The 4,361-nt window shown below is 62.5% G+C and carries 3 protein-coding genes; 1 reads left to right on the top strand and 2 read right to left on the bottom strand.

Annotated features, from left to right (window positions below; all coding sequences use genetic code 11):
- A partial coding sequence (locus Q7L05_RS17000; RefSeq protein WP_303909439.1) for an OB-fold nucleic acid binding domain-containing protein occupies positions 1-277 on the top strand: 277 nt, incomplete at its 5' end.
- Positions 278-651: 374 nt separating this feature from the next.
- Here the strand turns inward: Q7L05_RS17000 and Q7L05_RS16995 are convergent.
- Together Q7L05_RS16995 and Q7L05_RS16990 are read right to left on the bottom strand one after the other, a co-directional pair.
- Positions 652-2,367, bottom strand: coding sequence for a monovalent cation:proton antiporter-2 (CPA2) family protein (locus Q7L05_RS16995; protein WP_303909437.1), 1,716 nt, complete (start codon positions 2,365-2,367; stop codon positions 652-654).
- A gap of 206 nt (positions 2,368-2,573) precedes the next feature.
- Positions 2,574-4,244 (bottom strand): cation:proton antiporter, encoded by a 1,671-nt coding sequence (locus Q7L05_RS16990; RefSeq protein WP_303909435.1) that lies wholly within the window; start codon positions 4,242-4,244, stop codon positions 2,574-2,576.
- Between the last annotated feature and the right edge of the window lie 117 nt (positions 4,245-4,361).

Below are 4,361 nucleotides of genomic sequence, written 5' to 3'. Positions count from 1 at the left end.
CTTCGTGCGCATCGCCGGGCTGGTGATCACCCGTCAGCGTCCCGGCGACGGGCGCACCACGTTCCTTACCCTGGAGGATGAGAGCGGTATCACCAATATCATCGTCTGGGAGGCGCTCGGTGAGCGTTATCGAAAGATCATCGCCGGCGGCCGGCTGCTGTGCGTAACGGGAAAGCTGCAGAGTGAGAGCGGTGTGATCCACATAGTGGCCGGCAGGCTGGAGGACCACAGCCACCTGCTCGGCAACCTCACTACCCGCTCGCGGGATTTCTGTTAGCGGTTTTACCACGGGGGACACGGGGCGCACGGGATTTTGATCGACGCGAACACGGAGGGCACGGAGTTGGGATTCGACAAAACACTCTGTGTTCTCAGTGGTCATCGAATTGGTTTTCCCCGGGCGCCCGTGCCCCGTGGTTAATCCTTCACCTCTCTCGTCGAAGATTCACTCGACGTCATGGCTGTTTTGGCACACCCCCTCCCCGGCCCTCCCCCACGGGGGGAGGGAGAAGTTCTATCTTGCTTGGCAGATGGTGTCAGGATACGGGCCGTGAGGTCCGGAGCGCACGGGGTTTGATTGGCGTGAACCCATCAATCGGTTCCCCCGTGCCCCCCGCGGTTCAAGCCGTCGAATCGCGGCTTCCGCCGCTCCTACACCTCCTGTGGGTCGGGTTCCTTGGGCACCAGCTGACAGACGGGGGCGTATTCGCGTTCGCGGATCTTCTCGATGCAGTCGTTGACCATGTCTGGCGTGTTGCCGAGGCTTCGCAGCACATGGCCGGCCAGCTGGAGGCTGGCCTCCAGGGTCTCGGGCACTACGGCATCGGCGCCGATGGCGCAAAGATGTCCGGAGTGCTGGTTGTCCCGGGCCCGCACCAGGATCTTCAAGTCCGGCCAGAGCTGGCGGGCCGCCTGCACAGTACGCGCCGCGGCGGAGGCGTCATCCATTGTCACCAGCATCACCTTGGCACGGTCGGCGCCGGCCCGACGCAGGACCTCGGTGCGGGTGGCATCCCCGTAGTAGACCGGCTCGCTGGCATCCCGACAGCGGCGGACCCGACCGGAATTCAGGTCCAGGGCGACGTAGGGGATGGTTTCCCTACGCAAGACGGCAGCAACGGTCTGGCCGATGCGGCCGTAGCCAGCCAGCACCACGTGCTCTTTCAGATCCGCCACTTCGGCTTCATTGGCGTCAATCCCCCCTTCCACCGGCTGCAGCGCGCGCGCCACCCGGGCGGCAACCACCGCAAGCAGCGGTGTCAGGGCCATGGAGAGAGCGGCAACGATGAGCATAAACTGTCCGGTCTTCTCCGGCATGAGCTGAAAGGCGAGCGTCGCCTGGCCGATCACCACGAAGGCAAATTCACCGGCTTCGCCCAGAAGCAGCCCGCTACGGGCCGCATCGTGCCTGGGCAGTCCGAAGGCCATGCCCAGCAGGTAGATCACCGCGCTCTTCAGCAGAATGAGTCCGATCACTGCCAGCGCCACCCAAAACGCCTGATCGGCCACCAGCAGGAAATCGATGCTCATTCCCACGCCCATGAAGAAGAGGCCCAGCAAAATCCCCTTGAACGGCTCGATTTCACTCTCTACCTGGTGCCGGAACTCGGTTTCAGCCAGCAATAGCCCAGCAAGAAAAGCACCGAGCGCCATCGACAGGCCGGCGTAGCCGGTCACCAGCGAAGTCGCGAGGATGGCGAGCAGGGTCATGGCGGTAAAGACATCGACACTGCGTGTCCGGGCCACGGTTCGAAACAGATAGCGCAGCACATAGCGGCCGATGACCACGATGGCCGCGACGGCGACCGCCGCGCGCAACAGCGCCATCACCACCTCGCCCCAGACGTTGCCGCCATCGGCACCGAGCGCGGACACCAGGATGAGGATGGGCACTACCGCGAGATCCTGAAAGAGCAGCACGGCAAAGCTTGCCCGGCCGTGGGTAGCGCTCATCTCGCCCCGCTCGTCCAGCAGTTGCATCACCATGGCGGTAGAGGAGAGCGCCAGGCAGAGGCCGATAATAACCGAGGCCTCAATGCTGTTCCCCCAGCCGAAGGCGATCAGGCCAATCAGGGCAGCAGTGACCAGTACCTGTGCCGCACCGAGCCCGAAAATCAGGCTGCTGAAGGCCTTGAGTCGCTCGAACGACAGCTCGAGTCCGATCATGAACAGCAGGAAGACGACCCCGAGTTCGGCAAAATGGCGGACCCCTTTCACATCCCCGACTATGGCCAGTCCGAAGGGGCCGATGGCCGCACCGACCACCAGGAAACCGATAATGGGGCTCACCTTCACTGCACGACACAGCGGCACGACGATAACGACGGTAAGGAGAAACGCGACGGTTTCCTGAAGATAAGGGATCACAATTTGGGTTCGCCAGCTTCTGTCATGTTCTTGATTGGGGCCTGAACGGCGCTGTAACTGCTCACTCCCCCATCATTCCTGCGTAGGCAGGAATCCAGAGAGCAGCGGCATGGCTCAAAATGGATCCCCGCCTGCGCGGGGGTGACAGGGGATGACGAATCTCCTATGCCGCGCATGATCAACCGGGCGAGCAGTTACACGGCGCTCTATTTTTGGTCGGGACCATCCGGGTGCAAATCGCAAGCAGCGGGATCCGCCGCCATTAGCCGGTCCGCAGCCTCCCTTGCTGCATCGGCATAAGGAATCAGGACCATATCAGCACCGAAGCCGCGAAGCACCTCCGCTTCCTCGCCGGTTTCCCCGGAAAGTGCCACCTTCCCCTGATAGCCCCGCTGACGCAGGGTCTGCAACAGTGCACGATTGATCTCACGCTGGCGTATTGTACTCACAACCCAGCGTACCTGCTCCAGGGGCAGCGTATTGATGAACTCGGGGTCTTCCGCATCACCGTAATGAGTGGCATACCCTTCCTGCGCGTGCCGCCGCACCAATTCCGGGTCGAAATCGACCGCCAGCAGGCGACAGGCCCGACCGCGCAGTGCCCGCCCGATGCCGGCGCCAAAGCGGCCGAGGCCCACCAGCACGACGTCGTAACCGCCGTCGTGCTCTTCGCCATCTTCCTCCCGGTACGCTACACGACGTTCGAAAATGCCGAGCCAGGGCGAGAGCCGGTCATAGAGCCGGTGTGAATAGAGGATCATGTAGGTCGAAATACTGATCGTGACGAGGCCGACCAGCGTTATCAAACCGACCGTATCCTCATCGATATGCCCGATGCTCAACCCCAGCGCAGCGAGTATCAGGGAGAATTCACTGATTTGCGCCACCGTCAGGCCCGCCAGAAATCCGGTGCGTTTGCGATAGCCCATCGCCCCCATGATCACCATGACGATGAGCGGATTGCCAACCAGCACGAACAGCGACAGCATTGCAGCGGGCAAGAGGTTGGCGCCGAGCGCGTCCAGGTCCAGTCCGGCGCCCAGGTCGACAAAGAAAAACAGCAGCAGAAAATCGCGAAGGCTGACCAGCCGTGCACCAATCAGCTCGCGATAGGGTGTGGAGGCGATGGAGATCCCCGCCAGGAATGCCCCGACCTCCTTGCTGAATCCGAGGCGTTCACCCACCGAAGCCCACAGTACCGCCCAGGCGATGGCAAAAAGCACCAGCAGCTCCTGGGAGCGGGCCAGCCGATGCAGGAGATCGCCAAGGACGAATCGCATCAACAAACCGAGCACCGCCAGCATCAGCGCCCCTTTGGCAAGCACCAGCAGTGCCTCCCGGCCCAAGCTGGTGACATCGTCGGCCTGGCCCATTGCGGCAAGCCCGATCATCACCAGCACCACCACGATGTCCTGGACGATCAGGAAACCGATGGCGATGCGCCCGTGCAGGGAATCCACCTCGCGCTTGTCGGAGAGCAGCTTGACGATGATGATGGTGCTGGAGAAGGTCAGTGCAATGGCAACGTAGAGTGCTGCCACCGGGGTGATTCCCATTGCGAGCGCCAGCAGATAACCTACCACCGAAGTAAAAAGCACCTGCCCCAGGCCGGTCGCCAACGCAACCGTCCCCATGGTTCGAATGATGTGAAGGTCGAGCTTGAGACCGACCACGAACAGGAGCACGGCGATCCCCAGCCGGGCGAACAGGTCCAGCTCGTCGGCAGCGGTGACCCAGCCGGTCCCGGTAGGCCCCAGCAGGATGCCCACGGCGATAAAGGCGACGATGAGCGGCTGGCGCAGGGCGAGCGCCAATGCGCCTCCGGCGGCGGCGACCGCCAGCACGATTCCGACCTGGTAAAAAACGTCTTCGAACACCCTTCACCCCCGCAGTCGAGAAGGCCGACTTGGGGAAAAGGATAGGTGGGAGGGGCTAGTGCACTGTTGCATGCTTGGCGATACTTTCAGAGCCCCCCAAAAACGTCAGGACAAGGC

The organism is Thiohalomonas denitrificans (assembly GCF_016841685.1).
GTDB lineage: Bacteria > Pseudomonadota > Gammaproteobacteria > Thiohalomonadales > Thiohalomonadaceae > Thiohalomonas > Thiohalomonas denitrificans_A.
This window is presented reverse-complemented; position numbering and strand designations above follow the sequence as displayed.